This window comes from Telmatobacter bradus (genome assembly GCF_048629425.1).
GTDB classification, from domain to species: Bacteria; Acidobacteriota; Terriglobia; order Terriglobales; family Acidobacteriaceae; genus Telmatobacter; species Telmatobacter bradus.
Genome location: NZ_CP184532.1, coordinates 1,307,440 through 1,326,854, shown reverse-complemented (window position 1 = coordinate 1,326,854; position 19,415 = coordinate 1,307,440). Strand labels below are relative to the sequence as shown.

Below are 19,415 nucleotides of genomic sequence, written 5' to 3'. Positions count from 1 at the left end.
GGTATGAACGAGAATTTACATCAGCTACGCTGTATCGGTTGCGGCACACGCATCCGCGGCGCAGAGGCGCAGCCGGACTTTCGCTGCGTGGCCTGCGGAGAACTGTTTGAAGTCGAGTACCCGGGCTGGAGTGAGCGCAAGGGACCGGATCGTCCCAACGCCGGCGCGCTGAAGTGGCTCTGGCGCGAACGCCGCTCTTCGCATGAGTGGATCGACCACTCCGGCGTCTGGCGCTTCCGCGAGCTGCTGCCGATTCTTGACAGCTTTGGCGATGTGGTCAGCCTGCGCGAGGGCAATACGCCGCTCTACCATCTGCGCCGCGCCGCCAAGCGCCTGGGCGTGGATCAGATCTACGCCAAACATCAGGGCATGAACCCCACCGGATCCTTCAAGGACACCGGCATGACGGCCGCCCTGAGCGTAGCCAAGGAACGCGGTTTCGAGTGGGTGGCCTGCGCCTCCACGGGAAACACTTCGGCCGCCATGGCTGCCTATGCGGCCCGCGCCGGGCTGCGCAGCCTGGTGCTGATTCCCGAAGGCAAAATCGCCTGGGGCAAGCTCAGCCAGGCCATGGATTACGGCGCGGTCACCTGCCAACTGAACACCGACTTTGACGGCTGCCTGAGCCTGCTGACCAACATCGTCAAGGAATCGCCCATCTATCTGCTTAACTCCGTCAACCCTTACCGTCTGGAGGGCCAGAAGACGCCAGCCTTTGAGATTGCCGAGGCCTTTGACTGGAATGTGCCCGACCACGTGATCGTACCGGGCGGCAACCTGGGCAACAGCTCAGCCTTGGGCAAGGGATTCCGCGAGCTCAAGGAACTGGGTCTGGTGGCCCGCCTGCCGCGCATCTCCGTGATTCAGGCCGAGGGCGCTAATCCGCTGGCACGGGCCTTTGCAGCAGGCGACGTGGAGCACCTGACGCCGGTGGAAGCGCATACCCGCGCCACCGCCATCCGCATCGGCAATCCGGCCAGCTGGCGCAAGGCTGCCCGCGCCATTCAGGAAACCGGCGGCCGCTGCATCGACGTGAACGAGGCGGAGATCAGCATCGCCAAGGCCGAAATGGGCACCGAAGGTCTGGGCTGCGAGCCCGCCTCCGCCGTCACCCTGGCTGGCTTGAAGAAGCTGCGCGCCGAAGGCTTCATCGGCTCCGGTGAGACGGTCGTGCTGGTGCTTACCGGCCACACCCTCAAGGATGCCGATTACACTATCGACTTCCATCGCGGAAACCTGCTGAACGAAGAAGAGAGCAAGGGCTACGAAAATGAGCTGGCCCCCCTCCGCCGCAATGCCGTGGTCTGCGACGCCAGCGCCTCCGCCGTTCTGGCCGCGCTCAAGGGAGCAACCCAATGAGCGAAGCTCACATGCTCAGGCCGGGAGCGCTGAAACTGCGCCTTCCGGCCACCTCTGCCAACCTCGGACCCGGCTTTGACGCTGCCGCCATCGCCCTCGACTTCGCTCTTGAGATCGAAGCCACGCCGGCCGAAGCCTTCTCGATTGCCGCCAGCGGCCGCAACGTAGAGCAGTGCGGCCAGCTCAAGAACAACCTGATTCTGGAAACCTACCAGCGCCTGCTTGAGCGCGAGCAAAAAAACCTTGTTCCGCTGGCCCTGCGCATGCAGAACAACATTCCCTTGGGAATGGGCTGCGGCAGTTCGGCTGCCGGTCTAGTGGCTGCCATCCAGTTGGCCAACCACTATGGCCAGCTGAACTGGGATGAAAACCAGATGCTCGACGAGGCCTACGCCCTGGAAGGCCATCCTGACAATGTAGCCGCCTGCCTGCTGGGTGGCTTTGTCACCTGCGCCTGCGAGGACAGCCGGATCTACGCTGCCCAGGTCGAACCACCCGAGGAGTGGCGTGCGCTCGTCGTACTGCCCACCGATCCGCTCTCTACCCAAAAGGCTCGCGCCGTGCTGCCCGATTGCTACAACCGCGCCGACGTGGTGGCCAACATCCAGTCAGCCTCGCTGCTGGGTCTGGCGTTTGCCACTGGGGACGCAGATCTGCTGCGTCTGGCCGTACGTGACCGCATCCATCAGCCTTACCGCGCCGCCATCTGCCCCCTGCTCAATCCGCTGCTTGGACTGGCAGGCAAGAACGGCATCCTTAGCGCCTCGCTCAGCGGTGCCGGCCCTTCAGTGCTGGTGATTGTGGAAAGCGAGAGAAAGCTTGCAGAGGCCGAGGCGGCCGTACGATCCACTTTGAGCTGCAACCAGCAGACCGAAATTCTTGCCAGCCGCTTCCCGAGTACCGGTGCCGCAACGACCTCAATCCCATAGAAACACCCCTGGTAGGACGAGAAGCACAGAGGCTCTCGTCCTACGGGAGTAATCATCCTATTACTCAAGTAGTAACTTATTTTTCGAGGCGTGACTGATTCAGAAATATTCCATTTTCTAGCAGATTGAATTACCAAAGTTAAGCTTGTTTTTGTTACCTAAGTTTGCTTGCTATTCCTCCCCGGAACACCTAAAGTCGCAGCGTGAGCAGTTCTGGGGGAGGGCTGCTCTAGCGCCCGTGATCCCTTGTGGATCCGGGCGCTTTGATTTCATAGTAATGAAATGCAAATTTAAGAAAATAAAGCGTCAATTTCGTAATTATTAAAAATTTTCCTTTTTTCCTTCCGCCTTTTCCAGTAAACCCTGCGACTTTCCTGCTTTTCCGCGCATCCCATAATTGTCAGGCACCGGTATACTGAAGCGGTTGCCGTTTCGCAAGGAGGAACATGGCTGGAGTTGGAGTTTTGGAAGTAACCGATGCAACGTTCGAGCAGGAGGTGCTGCAGAGCGAGCAGCCTGTTCTGGTCGATTTCTGGGCGGTTTGGTGCGGTCCCTGCAAGGCCATCGGCCCCATCGTCGATGAGATCGCCGGCAAGTACGCTGGCAAGCTGAAGGTCGCCAAGGTCAACGTGGACCAGAACGGTGCCACACCCTCGCGCTTCGGCATCCGTGGCATTCCCGCGCTGCTCTTCTTCAAGGATGGCAAGGTTGCCGACCAGATCGTCGGCTTCGTGCCCCAGGAAACCATTGAAGAGAAGGTCGTCAAGGTTCTCGCCTAGCTTCTGCCTTGCTCTTAAAGTAAAAACCCGGCCTTGTGGCCGGGTTTTTCTTTGTGAAAAGAAGCTGGGAGCTAGAGGCTAGAGGCTGAAAGCTGCTTTTCTACTCCCGTCCCCGGAACTGAATGATCCTGCGCCGGTCGCGTTTGCTGGGGCGCTTTTCCGGCAGCGGAGCAATCAGCTGCATGGCCTTGCGCATCTCGGCTGCAGCCATTCTTGCCTTCTGGCTTTCTTCGGTTTCCTTGTAGAGCGTCTGGGCCACGGCCGCAGGGCCACGCATCTCGCTCAGCTCCACCACATCCACTTCAAAGATGCCGCCCTCGTTTTCAATCCTCAACCGATCGCCCGGTCGCACGTCGCGGGCAGGCTTGGCCTTGGCGCCGCGCAACTGCACACGACCGAGTTCGCAGGATCGCCCGGCCAGCGCACGGGTTTTAAAGAACCGCGCTGCCCACAACCATTTGTCGATGCGTACTGCTTCCATGCTTCTATGGTAGCGGAGCCGATAAAGGCTGCGCATCTTCCGGGCAGGAACAATACACTGGATACGGCGGTGAATTCCGGTTCACTGAGCATTGAAGATGCTGCAATCATCGCCCGCGCACGCACAGCCTATCGTTTGCTAGGGCAAAAACTTCCCGGCAGCGATGTAAAGCGCGCTCTGCTCAAGCCAGACGCCAAACCGCGCATTGATTCCGACTACGGAATGGCCACCGTACTGATGCTTTTTCCCGACTGGTGCCAAAGCTGCAGTGAACAGACAAAGACGCTCACTGAGTTTGCTCGCTTAAACACTGAAACAAAAATTCACGCCTATGCTCTGGTCTTTCACGACGACTTTGGCGTACCTGAAAGCAAGCCCGTCGAGACAGATTGGAAGGATCTGGAAGGCACTTCGACGCTGGTCGTTGGTGCTGAAGCCGCCCGCAATCTTGGGGCGATTGATTTTCCATTGGGCGTTGTTGTCGATCAGGATGGAATTGTGCGCTTTGTCGGTCCGTTACCGGAGAACGCTTTTCAGGGGAATGGCTGTGTAGCGCGAATCCTCCAGCGCGTGGCTAACCACCACTTGGTAGAGGAACAACTGCGCAAGGCCATGCAGCCTGCACAATAAAACCGGTTCAGGCTGCGTGCGGCAACAAGCGAATTGCGGCAATGGCCTCTATTGTCTGGAAACTCGGACGGATCCCGCGCGGTGGTTTTAGCTTTCCTCTTGCCCCACGCTGCCTGCAGCATGAAAATGCCGCCAGATATTTTCCGCGGTCTTTTGCTGCACCACGGCGGCCAGCGACTCGGCCGAGGCCTGTTTGACCTCCCGCAGGCTGCCAAAGTGGGTGAGCAGGCGCTGGCGTGTGAGCGCGCCCACACCCTCAATCTCCAGCAGCTCCGAATCGCGGTCGCGCATAGCGCGGCGCTGGCGGTGGTAGCCGATGGCAAACCGGTGGCTCTCGTCACGGATCAGCTGAATCAGGTGCAGCACCGGCGAACGGCGGTCGAGCACCACCGGCTCGTCCTCGTTGCCGTATACGTAAATCACCTCTTCGCGCTTGGCGATGGAGGCCAGCGGCTGCGTCGTCAGCCCCAGCGCCGAGAGCGCCTCGCCCACCGCATGCAACTGGCCCAGGCCGCCGTCAATCAGCACCAGCGAGGGCATCTCCTTCTTCTCTTCCTGCAGGCGCTTGTAGCGGCGTGTGACGACCTCGTTCATGCTGGCAAAATCGTCCACTCCGGTCACGGTTTTCACCTTGAACTTGCGATAGGCCTGCTTGTTCATCTTGCCGTCTTCCCAGACGACCAGCGAAGCCACCGTCTCAGCGCCTTGAATATGCGAAATGTCGAAGCACTCGATGCGTTTGGGAAGCTCAGGCAGCAGCAACGCATCGGCCAGCGCCTCCTGAATGGCCTTCTGCGAGGGCTGCAACACGCGAAAGCGCTGGGTATGCGACTGGTGGGCATTCTGACCCACCAAGTCGATGAGCGCGCGCTTGTCGCCACGCTGCGGCACGGCCAGTTCCACCTTGTGTTTGGATTGCGCGCTCAGCAACTCCGTCAGCACCTCGCGGTCGTCAAAGTCCACAGGCACCAGAATGCTGCGCGGCACATACGGCTGCTCAATGTAGAGCTGTTTGACGAGGGCGCTGAAGATCTTGCCGGGACGAAATTTTTCTTCCCTGCCCTCCTCAGAAATCTCCGCGCCTTCCTCGGCTTCGTCGTCGGTCTCCATGAGGGTCGCAAGCTCTTCCCAGAAAAACTCGCGACGATCAACGATCTTGCCTGAGCGTACGTGAAAGAGGTTCACGGCCAGCATGCCATCGGCAAAGTAGTAGCCGAAGACGTCGGCTTCGTCGCTCAGCTCGGCGGTATCCACGCGCTGGCGGGTTTGCAGTTGCTGAATTGTCACCAGCTGATCGCGCAGCCGCGCTGCCGCTTCAAAATGTTCTTCACTGGCGGCAACCATCATGCGCTCGGTGAAGGTGCGCTCCAGGTCGCCATGACGGCCCTCCAGCAGCATCGACGCATCTCGGATCGCCTCTCGATAAGCCTCGGGCGCGACGAGGCCCTCGACGCACGGGCCCAGGCAGCGGTGAATATAGTGCTCCAGGCACGCCCGCGGATGATAGCGGTTCAGGTCCACCTTGCAGCTGGGAATCTGAAAACATTTGTGGATCAGCTCCACAGCGCGATAGGCGAGGCTCGACGGCAGATAGGGACCGAAGTAGGCAGCGCCGTCTTTGCGCAGTTTGCGCGTGACAAAGACCTTGGGATGGCGATCGGTGAGTGTGAGCTTCACATAGGGGTAGGTCTTGTCGTCGCGCAGCAGGATGTTGAAGCGCGGCTGGCGCTGCTTGATCAGGTTGTTCTCAAGCGCCAGCGCCTCCTGCTCATTGCCCACCAGGATGTACTCAAGATCGACGGCCTCGCGCATCAGTGAGCCGGTTTTGGCGTTGGCCTGACTGGCGGCCAGCAGGTAGCTGCGCACCCGCGACCGCAGGTTCTTGGCCTTGCCCACATAGATCACCTCACCCTCGGCGTTTTTGTACAGATAGACGCCGGGTTCGGTGGGCAACAAACGGATTTTTTCGACTAGATCCATGGGGAAGCAGACAGCTACAGAAAGAATATAGCTTCCAGCTGCTAGCCTCCAGCTTCCAGCTTTTTTGTGGGGGGGAGTGAGTCGTCAGCTTTCAGCAATTGGGAACTGGGGACTGGGGACTGGAAGCTGTTCCACAAACAAAAACGCGGCAGCCGAAGCCACCGCGTCTTTGGGTTGAGTTTGCGTTAGAAGTTGATGCGGGCCGCAATCTCCACCTGACGCGGCGTGTAAAGGAACGCGCTGCTGTTGGAGTTGTTCGGCACCATGAAGCTCTGGTCACCCGTTCCGTTCACACCTTCGTACTGAACGTTTGTGCCCGTCAGATAGTACAGGTAGGTGCTCTTGTAACCGGTGATGTTCTGATGGTTGGCGATATTGAAGACGTTGAGTATCAGGTCGACGCTCTTCACATACTTCGTGGCATCCAGGTTCACCGACTTCTGCAGACGCACATCGTCGACGATGCGGCGGGGATACTTGTAGGTGTTGTAGCCGATCTGCGGAATTGCCGACAGACCACCCGAACCGTTCCAGTAGTTGCCCACGCCGTTGGTGGTGTAGTTACTGGTTCCGGCCGTGAACGGAAGTCCATTCTGCATCTGGAAGCTGTCGTCGAAGCTCCAGTCGTTGGTCAGCCACTTGACCGGGTTGCTGGTCTTGAGGTTCGGCAGGTTATAGATGGCATAGGCCACGAAGCGCTGCGGCACGTTGAAGGCCGAATTGCCGTAGTTGACGTGGGTGTTGCCATAAGGATCGTACCAAGAGTTGGCCGCACCCTGGGTGTTGGTGTTCTGGGCAAAGTCCAGAGCATGCGACCAGGTGTAATTCACGTCAAAGGTAACGCTCTTCATCGAGCGATTCAACAGTTCGATGGCCAGAGCGTGGTAGTTGGAGTTCACGTTGGAAATGAACTCGGTGATCGAGCTGAAGTACGCTGCATTGGCACCGAGCCGCGCGGTGTTGCCGTAACCCGTGTAGGTGGGCACCACAAACTGCGTGCCAGTCGGACCCAACGGACCCTTGCCGTTTGCATCGGCGGTAACCGTCAACGTCTGATTGGTGGTAGTCGGATTCAGGTTCACGTCAAGGAAGTTAGGCAGACGACGGCCCAGACCACCCAGATAGCTCAACGACAGGACCGTACCCTTACCCAGATCCTGCTGCAACTGCAGATCGAACTCCTGCACCTCGGGCAGCTTCAGATTCGGCGCCATGAAGTAAGAGGTGGGACACGATGTGCTGTACGCCGCGCAGGCCAACGATGAAGCTTCGATGTTCGGAAAGGTCGGAGCGCCCGAGGTCTTGCCCTTCCATGAGCTGGTTAACTGGCCATTGGGGCTGCCAGTTCCAAGACGCACGTTCTCGATATTGCCGTTGGTGATGCGGCCATAATAGATGCCGTAACCGCCACGCAGAACAGTCTTGCCACCGCCGAAAAGGTCATACGAAAAGCCGACGCGCGGACCGAAGTCAGTGTTGTCGGTAGGGTTGTTGGTCAGGCCAAGGTAGGGAGCAAAGCTGCCGGTGGCCGAGGTCAGATTCAGATCTGCATCCGGCATCGTTTCGTGATCCCAACGCAGACCGAGTTCCAAAGTCAGGCGGGGCGAAACTTTCCAGTTATCCTGAGCGAAGACGCCAAGATCCATCGTGTTAATTTGGTAGGCCGGATTGCCGAAGCCCTGTGCGAACGTTGAGTAACAGGGGTAAGAACCCAGAATCGAGCTGCTCGAATAAGAGGCCGAACCACCCGAATCGCAACCATAGCTGGTGCCCGACGGCGTTACGCCATTCTTCTTGTTCAGCAGGTCGTTGACCATGTTGCCCACGTATGCGTAGCTGAAGTAGCCGTTGCTCTCGTAGGTGTTGTTCATCAGGTCGTAGTTGTGGACCACGTCAACGCCGAACTTCATGCTGTGGTTACCCTTGGCAACGTAAAGCACATCGCCGATCTGCCACTTGGTCTCATAGGGATAGGCCGTGCGATGCGAGTAGTAAGGCGAACCGGCGTTAAAGCCGTACTTTGAGCTGGCTGCCACATACGGCACATTTCCGGTGCTGGCCGTCAGATCGGAGTTGGTATAGCTGGTGTAGGCCTGCTGGGTTTCATCATCCAGCTCGCGGCTGTACTGGTAGAGGGCTTCGTTGCTGATGTTGTTGCTGATCAGGCTGGTCAGCTTGGCTACGCCGTAATCCAGCTTGACGAAGTCGTTACCCTGGGCATCCCGCGAGTAGTTGTCAGAGGCCGTGGTCTGCACGCCACCCGGCGAATCCCAGCGCAGGCGATGTTCTAGCACGCTCAGGTGTTCACGCGGTGTGATCTGCCAGTCGATCTTCGGCGTGTTGATCTCCTGGTAGCCAAAGCGGCTGACCGTGCCGATGTCGCTGTTCAGGCCAAGATCGTTGATCGTGGAAACACCGTTGTAGTTGCTTGCGCTGATGTTGGTGCTGCCATAGACCATGGCGGCCCAGTCATACGATGCCTGGGCAAAGGTGATCTTCTGGCGAGCCGCCAGAGCGCAGGTCGCTGCATCATTGACGTTTGTGGCCGTGCCAGAAAGCAGGCCTGTCGCCACGGCGCAGTTGGCGTTTGAGACCGAAGGCAGCGTGTAGAAATACTGCGGATTGCTCGGCACGCCCACCACCGGGAAGACGTGGGTGTGCTGATCGTAGGTGTACATCCAGAACAGCTTGTCCTTGATCAGCGCGCCGCCCACCGTAAAGCCGTAGATCTTGCGGATGTCTTCGGGCTTGATGTGCTTGGTGGTCGTCGTGTTGTTCGCAAACGTGGTCAGCGTGGTGTAGTCGTTATAGGCGTTCCAGTTGCTTTCCTTGTCATAGAAGTAGGCTTCGCCGTGCAACTGGTTGGTGCCGCTCTTGGTCACCGAGGTGATGACGCCGCCGGCGGCGCGACCAAATTCAGCCGAGTACACACCGCTGTTCACGGCAAACTCACGGATCGCGCTGCCGGAGGTCGAATACGCCTCACGGGTACGACCACGCTCTTCGGCAAAGAAGGCCTGATTGTCGTCGGCGCCGTCGATTTCCACGTTATTCAGCAGGGTGCTGATGCCGCGCACACTCACCATGCCGTAGCCGTTTCCGTCAGAAACCACACCGGGCGTGGTCATGGCGAGGCTCGACCAGCGGCGGTTGTTGATCGGGATGTTCTGCATCGCCACGGTGTTCAGCGTGTCGGAAAAGTCAGGCGATTCGGTGTTCATCACCGGAGTGGTATCGCTGACCACTACTTCCGTAGCGCTACCGGCCAGGGCAAGGTGCGGCGTCAGGCTGGTCACCTGGGCCACCTGAACCGTCACACTCGTAGCCTTGTAGCTGGCAAAGTTCTGCGCGGCCACCGTCACCGTATAGGTGCCGGGTTCCAACAGAGGAGCCTTGAAGAAGCCGCTGGCGTCGCTCGTGAGCGTGACTTTGAAGCCAGTGCTGGCGTTCTGGATTGTGATCGTAGCTGCATTCACTACGGCGCCCGACGGATCCTCCACGGTTCCGGCGATCGATCCTTGGGTCGTCGACTGCGCACGAGCAGCCAATCCGCCCATACAGAGCATCAGAGAGAAAATCGCCGGACATAACAGCCCCAGGCGGATTCGTTGTTTCGTCATTCTAGGCCCTCCAAAGGAGTTTTTTACCAAGTTGCACGGGTTAAGTGTTTACAGAATGGGGACTTGATCAAAAGCAATGAGAATGTGTCCTGCAGATTTATTCTCTTTTTCTCCCCTATAAATCCGGGATTCGGGGAGTTAAAGAGGTAGATTGGGCAGCATTCCCCTGCCAATCCCATATCGTACGGAACCCGCATGAAAATCCGGTAAATACCGCCAGCGCCCGTGGGAAGAATACTGCGCGGCTTGCAGGATTTTCTGGACTGCCAACCAACCGGAAAGCACAGAATACGGATCTTCTGTTCCGTCTTTGGCTGACATAAGCCTTCATGGCTTGAATCTGCCTGGCGTTCGGATCGTTCCGGGGAAAACGCCACGACAGGTCCACAAGCCAGGAAGCAACCTATAGAGTATGGTCCAGTTCTGATTGTAATAAAAGAGGTAAATCCATGATTTTATGCGTGAAAAATATCGGTTTTTGTGGAAAACAAGAACATATTTTCATTTCTGGAAAAGCATCTTCCCTCCTACCTGCCGGGGCAAAAAACAGAATGGCCGGCCCCTTAGGGAACCGGCCATAAAGCATCGCTTCAAAACAATTTACCGACCGCTTCCCGGTCCCCAGCTCAGCTTGACGCCAACGCGAAGCGTGAACGGCAGACTACGGTAACCGATCGGAGCGATATGCTCCTGATTCAACAGGTTTTCTCCCTGCGCATACACCGAGAGACCCTTGATGAGCTGGTAGCTTCCGCCCAGATCGAGCTTGGCGAAGCCGTGGTCCAGGTCACGGTTGGGCAGCAGCAGGCTGTTGCCGCCGCTGGCATCCATATACCCCAACATGGTGGAGTCGTCGCTGCGGCTGGCATACGACGAAGCGAAGACGCCGGTCAGCTTGTGAGAAGCATAGATGGCCGTAAAGTAGCCGGTGTGGGGCGGACGACGGAAGGGACGCGCACCCACCAGCGGCGTATCGCTACCGATGGAAATACCGTTATACGTTGGCGCATAGCCTTCGAGCAGCGCCTCATTGTCGCTGTCAAACGAGCGCTCGACCACCGCATCCAGATAGGTGTAGCCACCGCGCAGGCTCAGATTGCGTCCAATGCCGCTTTCAATCGAACTCTCGATGCCCTGGGCGCGGAAGGCCTGCGAGTTTACCTCGGCACCATAAATGCCGTCCGTATTCAACTCAACCAGAAGTTCCTGTTTCTGGCTTGCCGTCATCCCCGTCAGTACCTCGGAAAGCAGTCCCGAGCCAACGTACTCCAACTCCCGTCCGAACTGGTTGTGAAAGTAAGAGACGCGGAAGTTGATGTGGTCGCCCAGGAACGACTGCGCCAGACCACCCTCATAGGTGCGGGCAGAGGGTGCGGTCAGCGGCGAAATGTGCAGCGCCGCAATGGACGACTGCGCACCATTCTCCTGCAGCAGGTTGTACAGCGAGTAGTCCTGATCGGTCAGCTTCGGTTCGCGCACGGCGTCGCCGTAGTTGAACAGAATGCGCGTACTGCTAAATACGCCCTTGCGGGGCTTGAACGCGTACCAGGAAAATCCGGCGCGGGGTGAGGTCTGGGTGCCGAAGAGCGAGTAGTGCTCCAGGTTTCCGCCCAACGTGTAGAAGAAGCGGTTCTTGTAGTCGCCATGCACGTTGGCAATGTAGTTGTAGTTGGAACGCTCCACCGGACCATAGTAGGCGCTGCCCGGCTCTGCGCCGCGCTCATCTTCATACTGGAAGCCAACCATGGCCGCCAGATGGGGGGTAAGCTTTACATCGCCGTTGTAGGTCAGGGCATCGCGGTTGGAAACAAACTGGTCGCCATAGGTTCCGCAGTCCAGCGTGGCCTGTCCCGTAGCCGAGTAGCCGTTGGCGCCGGTGATCGTCACCGTCTGGCCCAGTGAGCCCGCGCTATAGCAGGCATAGCTGTAGCTGACGGGCGTGCCCTGCATGGACCACAGATTCAGCTGCTCGCGCTTGCGCGTCAGGCCGTAGCGCACCGTGTTGTGAAAGCTCTCCGTCGTCTGGTTGGAGATGGAGCTGCTCAGGTACAGATCCTGATCCTTCTGGGTGGAGTCGTCGGCCACATGATAGAAGTCCCAGGCATTGGGAACGCCGGTGGCAGCCACGTTATAGTGCAATGTACCGCGCACCACCGTGCTGGCCGTCGGCTGCCAGCCGAGATTGGCCACAGTGGAGGCCAGATGATGCTCGTCGCGGGGCAGATCATTGCTTGTCTGCAACCAGCCATAGGCACCCAGATAGTCCAGCTTGCCATGGGTTCCAGCCACAGTCAGACTCTCACGGGTGGTGTACAGGCTGCCGCCTTCGGCCTCCAGAATCACCGAAGGAAAGTTGGTTGTACCGTGGGCCGTGGTCAGGCTCACCACGCTGGTCATGGCGCCAGCTCCAAATAGGTTGGAGTTCGGTCCGCGATAGACCTCCACGCTCTCCAGGTTGTTGGTCGAAAGTGCGCCAAAGTCGAACTGGCTGCCCAGATCATCAACATCGATGCCATCCATCAGCACCAGATTGTCCGTCGATACACCGCCGCGCACAAACAGCGAGGTCCACGAGCCGCGGCCCTCGGTCTGCACCACCGAAACACCCGGCATCATGCGCATGGCGCTTACCAGATCCGTGCTCAGGGCAAAATCGGCCTGGCTCAGCACGGTGGTGGTGGCGCTGGTCTGCGCCTGTGGCGTTGGAGTGCCGGTGGCCGTCACCACGACTGACTCATGCACCCAGGCCGGTTCCATCACCAGCGTCTTTTCCACCACATCACTGCGGCCAGCGTAAAAATCCGGCGTCTGCAACTGCCGGAAGTTGTCGGCCGAGAGCAGCAGGAACAGATGGCCTTGCGTGCCGGTCAGAATCTGAAAGCTGCCGTCGGAGGCCGTCTCAGACTGACCGACCACCTTCCCCTTGCACACCAGCAGCACGTGTACACTTTTGAGCCGTGCGCCGGTTGCGTCCGTGACTGTGCCGTGAATCGATGCCGCGCTGGCCGCCGTGGCCACAGCGCCCAACAGCAGCAGCGCCAGCATCTGGCTGGCCCTGGTAAGAAGATTTCTAGTTAAAAAGCTGGAGATGAAACGCATTCTGGCTCCTTCGTTCCCCTCGGAACGTAAGCGGTGGGTGCGCTCGAAGGACCGGTCTCCTGACTTGCGCCCAGCCTGTCCACCTTCCCAAAGAATCTACGCTTCTTCAGTGGTTGTTTTTCCGCAGGAAAAACATGGATCAGACCTTGAGAACATTCTTCGCCTGATCGAACGACGAAAACATGGCCAAGGGCGCTCACAGTTGCGGGGCAGTGGCGGATTTGCACCGCCTTCCCGAACATCCTGAGCGAGGTTTGTCGTAGGTTGCCGCCCTCTGTCGGGCGAAAGGGATGGGATGAAAATTTTTCCATCCTATCAATTATTTATAGTTGCGCTCTGGCATGAAGTCAAAGACAGAGAAGAGAAATCAAGGGTCAGAGAGCCGAGATCCAGGAACGGCAATCTGCAAAATAAAGCCTGAAAAACCACCTCTGACGCCTGTCCGCGAAAGACTACGTCTCGCTCTCCGCCTTGCGCGCCCACAGCAGGAACTCGTGATTGCCCTCGGCCCCGGTAATGGGAGACTCCGCCGAGGCGGCCACCCGCCAGCCCTGCTCCTTGACGCACGCCGCCACCTTGTCGACGGCCAGTTTGTGCGCCTTGGGGTCGCGCACAATGCCGCCCCGGCCCACATGCTCACGGCCCGCCTCGAACTGCGGCTTGACCAGCACCACCGCCTCGGTAAGCGTAGGCGCGGCAGCAAAGATCGCCGGCAAAATCAGGGTGGCTGAAATGAACGACACATCCATCGCCATGATCGTCGGGCCGTTTCCCTCGGGATCGAGCAATGCGCCCGGTTCCAGCAGTCTGGCGTTGCAGCGCTCCATCAGCCGCACCCGCTCATCCTGGCGCAGCTTCATGGCAATCTGCCCAAAACCCGTATCCACCGCCGTCACTCGCGCGGCCCCGTGCTGCAACAAACAGTCGGTAAAGCCGCCGGTGGAAGCGCCCACGTCCAGCCCCCAGCGCTCCGTCACGTCGATCTGCCAGAGCTTCAGCGCGCCTTCCAGCTTCAAACCGCCGCGGCTTACGTAGCGCAACTCATCGCCGAGCAGCCGCAAGACGGCCTCCGGATCCACCGCCGCGCCCGGCTTGTCGATCTTTTGCTCATTCACCATCATGCGGCCAGCGATGATGTAAGCACGCGCCCGCTCACGGCTGGGCGCAATGCCGCGCTCGGTCACCAACACATCCAGTCTTATCTTTGCCATTACTTGACCGCCCGCATTCTGCCGCCCGGCAGCAGTTCAAAGATGCGCCCCCGCCACAAGACGTTCTGTCCGCAATAACTGGCCGCCCAGAAGCAGAAGCCCATCAGGTCGCGGACGGGAAAAAGAATCAGCAACTGCAGCCAGTGGCGATCACCCACCACGCCCCGGCCCACTGCCAGCGCCAGAGCCCAGCGCGTGGCCACAGCCCAGGCCAGCAACCCCAACCCCAGCAAGGGATTGTGCAAAACCAACGCCACGGCCAGCCCCAGCAGACCAAACGGCATGCTGAAGGTGAGCGAGGTGCCAAAGTGCCCCTTGGGCCGCGAAAAACGCGTGGACTTCATCCAGCGCACCTGATGCTTCATCGAAGACAAGAAGCTGGAATTGATCACCATGTGGTCAATGGTGTGATGGCTGAGCGCAACCTTCTCGCCCAGCTTGTAGGTCTCATTGCCCAGCACAAAATCATCGGCGCAGTAGTCGGCCGTCACCTTGAAGCCGCCCATCTTGCGGATCGTCTCACGGCGGAAAGCCATGGTGGGCCCCAGCACGAACTGCATGCCTTCAAGCAGATTTGCGGCCAGCACGCCGGCGCTCATCTCCACCGTCATGCCCACGGCCTCAAGCCGCGCCCACAGGCCGCCCTCGGCCGCCACACCGCGATACAGGCAGCACATGGCGCCCACCTTCTGCTCGGCAAATGGCAGGGCCACGGCACGCAGATAATTGGGCTCCACGCGGGCGTCGCTGTCGCTCACCACCAGAATTTCATAAGATGCGGCAGCCTCCATCAGCTCCATGGAAGCAACCTTGGCGTTGATGTAGTCGGGCTGGCCGCCGGTGACCAGAAACTGCGTAGGAATCTCCGGGTGCCGCGCCGCCACCAGCCGGGCCACGGCCAAGCCGGCGTCCTCAGCGGAACGGGCGCAGAAGAGAATCTCGTACTGCGGATAATCTTGCAGGTAAAAGCTCTCAAGCCAGCCTTCGAGGCCGGGCTCGTCGCCATGCAGAGGCTTGAGAAGCGAAAGCGGAGGGGTAAAGCCGGGACGTTGCTGCTCGACGCCCATTGCGCGTCGCCGTTCGCGGAGGTACGCGGGAACCGCCCACAGCGTCAATCCCGCTGAAACCGTCGATGTCACCAGACCGAAGAAGGCTAGAACCAATATCCAGAAAAACATGCAGGCTACAGAATACCGGGATGGGGCGGACAGGAACAGGGGGAAGGGCGGAAAAGATCCATTCTCTTCCCGGCTTAACCTCGGTCGCAACCAATGGAAAACTGCAGAGCGGAGCAGACCTGCTGCATGCGCTCTTTGCTCAGCAAAGCAATCCGCTTACCCAACCGCTCCTGGGAAACAGTGACCAGATTGTGTAGATTCACCGCACAGGAGGCTTTCATTCCATCGGTTTCGTCAAGAATCACTTCGGATGGAACGCCGCGTATCGTCGATGTAATGGGTGCAACCGTCGCGCTGGTCAGGTATTCGAGCGCGCTGGCGCGGGTTAAAACCAGCACCGGCCTGCTTTTATCTGGCGCTCGAAACCGGTAAAGCCGCACTTCGCCCCGGACTACTCGGCTGGCCATACGGCCTCCGCCTCCCAGCCCGTCAGCTCCGTTCCCAACTGCCCGGAACGCATGTAACCCGCGCGATCCCGGTCTTCCATCTGACGGACTTCCAGCCCGTGGAGATAAGCCTGAAGAGCTTCGCGTACAAGAGCCGAGCGATTTTGCTTCAATCGTTTCGCTGCCCTGTCGGTTGCTTCCAGTAGTGGACGATCAAGAACCACCTGGACTGTTTCCATGATGTGGACCTCACTCCACAGTTTACTCCACATCTTTCTCCACAAAACACTCTTTTGTCTTCTCTGACCCGCAGACAAAAGATGCCGGGCAGCATACCACTGCCCGGCATCTTGTTCCATCGGATTGCGCTTGATTTATGAGCGTTTTGAAGCCCTGGCAGGCGTAGCCCGTTCCTCAATCACCGGCTTGGCCGAGGCCTTCGCCGCAGATTTGGCAGCGGATTTGGCCGCGGCCTTGATCACGGTCTTGATCACAGGCTTGATTTCTGGCTTGATCTCGCTCCTGACCAGCCCGCCCCGGCGCAGCGGCACAATGGCGCTGGCCGAACTGGACGCTGCATTCTGGAAGCGCGAGAGCATCTCGGAACGCACATACTCCACAAAACTCTGCATCTGGCGGTTCATCTCTTCCATGCGTTCGCGCATCTGCAAAATGATGGCGATGCCGGCGATGTTCACGCCCAGATCGCGAGCCAGATTCAGGATGAACTCCAACCGCTCCAGATCTTCATCGGTGTAATAGCGCGTATTGCCTTCGGAACGCGACGGCTTCAGCAATCCTTCGCGCTCGTAGAGCCGCAGCGTCTGCGGATGAATCTCATACATCTCGGCCACCGCCGAGATCATGTACACGCCTTTTGCTTTTTTCTTTGTTGCCATGCGATCTCACCTGCTAGCTTCTAGCTGCTAGCCTCCAGCTTCCAGCTCAAGGAACTGAGGGGCTGGAAGCTAGCAACTAGAGGCTGGAAGCTGCTTTTACACCCTCTCAAACAGCCTGACCCGCGGGTCCTGATTGTTCAGCTTGGCCAGCTCACGCATGATCTCGCGGCTACGCTCATCCTGCAACTGCGGAATCACCACCTCGATCTGCACGATCTGGTCGCCGCGCTGACCGGGATGCTGCGCATTCTCCACGCCACGCTCGCGCATCCTCAACTTCTGGCCGCTCTGCGTGCCGGGGGGAATCTTCAACTGCGCGCGGCCATCGATGGTCGGCACATCTACCTTGGCGCCCAGCGAGGCCTCGGGCACCGTCACCGGCACCACCAGCACAACGTCGTCGCCAATGCGGGTAAAAACCGGATGCTGTCCGGTGCGCACGATCAGGAAAAGATCGCCAGGGGCGCCGCCGTTGATACCGGCGTTGCCCTTGCCGCCCAGGCGAATACGCTGGCCGTCGCGGGTACCCGCCTTGATGCGGAACTCCACCTGCTCAGTGCGCGCCATAGTGCCCTCGCCGTGGCAGGTCTGGCAGCGGTTGGAGGTGCGGCCCGTGCCGTTGCAACGCGGGCAAGAGATGTTGAACTTCATCCGGCCGCCCATCTGCGTCACCTGGCCCGAGCCATTGCACTCGGCACAGGTGGTTACACCACCGGAAAAGGTCTGGCCATGGCAGGTCGGACAACTGTCCTGGCGATTCACTGCAATGCGAGCCTGCCCGCCGCGAATCGCCGTCCAGAAGTCGACCGTCGCCTGATATTCCAGATCAGAGCCCGCCTGCGGACCGCGTCCCGCTGCGTCCTGCTGCGAACCGGTAAAGATATTCGAAAAAATATCCTTGAAGCTGCCCCAGTTGGACTGGTTCTGGCCTGGGTTGGGCTGCGTTCCCGCGCCACCGCCAAAGCCGGAGAAATCAAAACCGCCAAAGTCCACCGGCGGATGCTGGCTCTGGTTCTGCTGCCGCGCGTAGGCCTCGGCCTGCGCCGGGTCAATCTGATCCGAGTAGAAGCCCAGCTGGTCATAAACCTTGCGCTTCTTGTCGTCGCTCAGTACGTCGTTGGCCTCGCTGATCTCCTTGAACTGCTCCTCGGCCTTTTTATCGCCGGGGTTCACATCCGGATGATAACGGCGGGCCTGCTTGCGGAAAGCCTTCCGAATCTCGTCGGAGGTCGCTGACTTCTTGACGCCAAGCGTCGCGTAATAATCCTTGTTTGTCGTTGTGGGCATGTTTTTTCTTTGTCTGGACTCAGCCGATTGTCTCCCGGCAGACTCATCCATTGCAATTCAATTGCTCTAGCGGAGTTTGCGGAAACAGAAACTCCTAATGTTTGCACTCTAGCAAATTTTCATCGCCAACCAGTGCTCAGGCCGCAAAGTCAAATCGCTCGATTTTGGGCCGCTTCTTCTGCGCCGCCTGTGCGATGTCGTAGCTCATCTGCAATTCGTACCAAAGACTGTCGTGCGTGCCAAGCGCCGCCGAAAGCCTAAGCGACATATCGGCAGAAATCCCTGCCGCGCCATTCAAAATGCGCGAAAGCGTGGTGCGCGATACGTGCAACTTCTTGGCCGCCGTCGTTACGTCCATTTCGCCGAGCGCATCGCGCAGAATCTTTCCCGGATGCGGCGGATTGTGCATGCGTGCCATGCCAAACTCCTAGTGATAATCCTGATAGTCGACCAGAATCGCGTCCTGCTCTGCAAACGTAAAAATCAACCTCCAGTTGCCACTCACTTTTACCGACCAATGGCCCTGCAAATCGCCTGTGAGCTTGTGCAACGACCAGCCGGGCATGTTCATGTCCTCCGGCGATTTGGCAAAGTCGAGCACCTGCAACCGATAGGCCAGCTTTTCGGCATGGGCGGGGATGATTCCAGCCTTGCTTCCCGTCCGGAAGAACCGCTCTATCCCGGGGTACCGAAAGCTTCTGATCACGCGTTAAGTGTAGCGCGTCACGCATCACAGAACAATCCTTTTCCTACATGGCGTTCTCAGTACCTTCCACCGCTATTTCCTGCAAGCGCTCGTAGAACTTTTTGCCTTCATAAAGCAATTCATAGTTTGAGGAAGTTGGTTGTGCAGCATGAGATCGTCCTTCAAGCGGTACGATCAACCCCAGAGAATGAAGCCTTACGCAACTGCCGTTAAAAACAACGCCATCCTGTCCTGCATATCTCTGACTATTCTCGTTCCACCAAACTTGCCAAATTCGTTGAATATGATTTGTTCGTTCATTCCTTTGTCTTTTTAGCTCTTTTGGTTCGAATAGCGTAATCTGCATTTTGCAGATATGAGCAAGCACTTCGACATCGCGTTTTTTCAGTTCCACCGCAGCCCGCATCATGTCGTCGAGGCTTTCGGCTTCAAGGTCGTCTTCCTTTACGCCATTCACTAGAATGCGCGCCAATCTTTTCAGTCGATCTTTTACAGATGTGTGCATAGCGCGAAGCGCTGCAGAAGCAACAGCCTCCGCAAATCTCGGATCCTTTGGAAGATTCTCGATGCGTTCACGAAGTTCCTGATGAGATTCGTACAGATCTTTCAGATCGTCGCGGATTGCCGTAACCACAAAAATCAGATTGCTCGTATAGCTCGCACCTGCCAGAGCACGAATCTTCTGCAAGATGTTGATGGATAAACTAGCCGCAGAGATGGGTCCATTAACAGCACAAAGAGCAAGGAGAGAACCAATAATTTCGGCAAACTCGCCGCCCGGAGTTTTGGCAAGCTCTTCGAAATTCAGTTGCGAGAGTGCTGCATCTGTACTTGAATCGAATTGCCCCATTGGCTTTGCCTCGTTTCCTGG

17 protein-coding genes and 1 riboswitch are annotated in these 19,415 nt (G+C 58.4%); of the genes, 4 read left to right on the top strand and 13 right to left on the bottom strand.

What is annotated here, in order from left to right; all coding sequences use genetic code 11:
* Nucleotides 1-3 precede the first annotated feature (3 nt).
* From thrC to trxA, 3 genes are all read left to right on the top strand, one after another.
* Entirely contained in the window at nucleotides 4-1,359 is a 1,356-nt protein-coding gene (thrC, locus tag ACOBR2_RS05590) for a threonine synthase (protein WP_420239062.1), read from the top strand.
* Nucleotides 1,356-2,288: a homoserine kinase gene (thrB, locus tag ACOBR2_RS05585; protein WP_420239061.1), complete on the top strand. Its 933-nt coding sequence runs from the start codon at nucleotides 1,356-1,358 to the stop codon at nucleotides 2,286-2,288. Before thrC ends, thrB begins: the two co-directional genes overlap by 4 nt.
* Nucleotides 2,289-2,734: 446 nt before the next feature.
* Nucleotides 2,735-3,067 (top strand): thioredoxin, encoded by a 333-nt coding sequence (trxA, locus tag ACOBR2_RS05580; protein ID WP_420239060.1) that lies wholly within the window; start codon nucleotides 2,735-2,737, stop codon nucleotides 3,065-3,067.
* Nucleotides 3,068-3,167: 100 nt separating this feature from the next.
* Here the strand turns inward: trxA and ACOBR2_RS05575 are convergent, their stop codons facing one another.
* Nucleotides 3,168-3,548, bottom strand: coding sequence for an RNA-binding S4 domain-containing protein (locus tag ACOBR2_RS05575; RefSeq protein WP_420239059.1), 381 nt, complete (start codon nucleotides 3,546-3,548; stop codon nucleotides 3,168-3,170).
* A 69-nt stretch (nucleotides 3,549-3,617) separates the two neighbouring features.
* Between ACOBR2_RS05575 and ACOBR2_RS05570 the strand changes: the two genes are divergently transcribed.
* Complete coding sequence (locus ACOBR2_RS05570) at nucleotides 3,618-4,178, top strand: hypothetical protein (RefSeq protein WP_420239058.1); 561 nt, start codon at nucleotides 3,618-3,620, stop codon at nucleotides 4,176-4,178.
* A gap of 87 nt (nucleotides 4,179-4,265) precedes the next feature.
* Here the strand turns inward: ACOBR2_RS05570 and uvrC are convergent, their stop codons facing one another.
* The 12 genes from uvrC to ACOBR2_RS05510 form a co-directional block, all read right to left on the bottom strand.
* Entirely contained in the window at nucleotides 4,266-6,158 is a 1,893-nt protein-coding gene (gene uvrC, locus ACOBR2_RS05565; RefSeq protein WP_420239057.1) for an excinuclease ABC subunit UvrC, read from the bottom strand.
* 185 nt (nucleotides 6,159-6,343) lie between these two features.
* Nucleotides 6,344-9,778, bottom strand: coding sequence for a TonB-dependent receptor domain-containing protein (locus tag ACOBR2_RS05560; RefSeq protein WP_420239056.1), 3,435 nt, complete (start codon nucleotides 9,776-9,778; stop codon nucleotides 6,344-6,346).
* Nucleotides 9,779-10,378: 600 nt separating this feature from the next.
* Complete coding sequence (locus ACOBR2_RS05555) at nucleotides 10,379-12,877, bottom strand: TonB-dependent receptor plug domain-containing protein (protein WP_420239055.1); 2,499 nt, start codon at nucleotides 12,875-12,877, stop codon at nucleotides 10,379-10,381.
* Between the two features lie 31 nt (nucleotides 12,878-12,908).
* Nucleotides 12,909-13,154: riboswitch (cobalamin riboswitch) on the bottom strand.
* A gap of 175 nt (nucleotides 13,155-13,329) precedes the next feature.
* Nucleotides 13,330-14,088 carry a TlyA family RNA methyltransferase gene (locus tag ACOBR2_RS05550; protein ID WP_420239054.1) on the bottom strand — a complete coding sequence of 253 codons (759 nt, stop codon included), beginning with the start codon at nucleotides 14,086-14,088 and terminating at the stop codon, nucleotides 13,330-13,332.
* Nucleotides 14,088-15,266 carry a glycosyltransferase gene (locus ACOBR2_RS05545; RefSeq protein WP_420239053.1) on the bottom strand — a complete coding sequence of 393 codons (1,179 nt, stop codon included), beginning with the start codon at nucleotides 15,264-15,266 and terminating at the stop codon, nucleotides 14,088-14,090. Before ACOBR2_RS05545 ends, ACOBR2_RS05550 begins: the two co-directional genes overlap by 1 nt.
* Before the next feature lie 74 nt (nucleotides 15,267-15,340).
* Nucleotides 15,341-15,673, bottom strand: coding sequence for a type II toxin-antitoxin system PemK/MazF family toxin (locus tag ACOBR2_RS05540; RefSeq protein WP_420239052.1), 333 nt, complete (start codon nucleotides 15,671-15,673; stop codon nucleotides 15,341-15,343).
* Complete coding sequence (locus ACOBR2_RS05535; RefSeq protein ID WP_420239051.1) at nucleotides 15,658-15,891, bottom strand: ribbon-helix-helix domain-containing protein; 234 nt, start codon at nucleotides 15,889-15,891, stop codon at nucleotides 15,658-15,660. The genes ACOBR2_RS05540 and ACOBR2_RS05535 overlap by 16 nt, the downstream gene beginning before the upstream one ends.
* 135 nt (nucleotides 15,892-16,026) lie before the next feature.
* Nucleotides 16,027-16,551, bottom strand: coding sequence for a MerR family transcriptional regulator (locus tag ACOBR2_RS05530; protein WP_420239050.1), 525 nt, complete (start codon nucleotides 16,549-16,551; stop codon nucleotides 16,027-16,029).
* Between the two features lie 96 nt (nucleotides 16,552-16,647).
* Nucleotides 16,648-17,838, bottom strand: coding sequence for a DnaJ C-terminal domain-containing protein (locus ACOBR2_RS05525; RefSeq protein ID WP_420239049.1), 1,191 nt, complete (start codon nucleotides 17,836-17,838; stop codon nucleotides 16,648-16,650).
* A gap of 136 nt (nucleotides 17,839-17,974) precedes the next feature.
* Nucleotides 17,975-18,256, bottom strand: coding sequence for a HigA family addiction module antitoxin (locus tag ACOBR2_RS05520; RefSeq protein ID WP_420239048.1), 282 nt, complete (start codon nucleotides 18,254-18,256; stop codon nucleotides 17,975-17,977).
* Nucleotides 18,257-18,265: 9 nt separating this feature from the next.
* Nucleotides 18,266-18,544 (bottom strand): type II toxin-antitoxin system RelE/ParE family toxin, encoded by a 279-nt coding sequence (locus tag ACOBR2_RS05515; protein ID WP_420239047.1) that lies wholly within the window; start codon nucleotides 18,542-18,544, stop codon nucleotides 18,266-18,268.
* A gap of 43 nt (nucleotides 18,545-18,587) precedes the next feature.
* A complete protein-coding gene (locus ACOBR2_RS05510) occupies nucleotides 18,588-19,394 on the bottom strand; it encodes a hypothetical protein (RefSeq protein WP_420239046.1) in 807 nt (268 codons plus the stop codon).
* Nucleotides 19,395-19,415 lie beyond the last annotated feature (21 nt).